1 pseudogene is annotated in these 741 nt (G+C 58.8%); it reads right to left on the reverse strand.

Annotated features, from left to right (window positions below):
• Positions 1–114 precede the first annotated feature (114 nt).
• Positions 115–741 (reverse strand): annotated as a pseudogene (locus A5791_RS27755) (hypothetical protein); the annotation flags it as partial.

Here is a 741-nt window from a genome sequence, read left to right on the forward strand (position 1 = left end):
TAGTAAGGGACTGAGACACATTGGTTTCAGCAGTTGAGCCGGCCAGGGTGGCACCGGCCTGAGCTACCGCGACCACGACTGCAGTCAGATTGGCCTGCAGCCAATCTCGAGGCGTCACTTCGGGATCACCGGCACGCTATAGGAACCGCTGGCCTTGATCTGCGTGACGCAGGCTTGGCCGCGACGGCGCACACCAACACCGAAGCTGCGCTGGAAAAAGCTGTCCTGCAACGGATACGGGCCAAGACCGGGAATAGTACGCAAACCTTGATATTGGCGCTGAGCGTGCTGCCTGAACCCGATGGCGTTGTCAGGGCTGTTGGCTCCGTAGGTGGCGACAACCGCGAAGTAGTCTTCTGGGATGAAGTCGCTCTGGATGATCCAGGTCTCGCCGTAGGAACCCTGCACCTTAAGACCGTTGTAGGACTCCGGCGCAACCTGACCCACGATATTTTCCGGTTGCAAGTAGGCCGGAGCGCCAGCGGACGGAATGTAGTCGTGTTTGGCAATAATGCCGCTGGCGTTTTCTTCGCCAGCTTTGAAGGTTGACACCACTTCCGCCTGTGCCGGGTTCATCAGCGCCAACAGCCGTGAGTTTGATTCAGTGCCGAAACCGTGCTCGGTCACATGGCGAACGGCAGTTTCGAGGTCTCCGGAATCAATGGTGGCGCTACCAGAGACAAGGTAGTGCTGGTGCGCCGCCGCAAACTGCTTGCCGAGATAGGCCGGTGGAACCATTGT

Source organism: Mycobacterium sp. 852002-51163_SCH5372311 (genome assembly GCF_001667115.1).
Taxonomy (GTDB): domain Bacteria; phylum Actinomycetota; class Actinomycetes; order Mycobacteriales; family Mycobacteriaceae; genus Mycobacterium.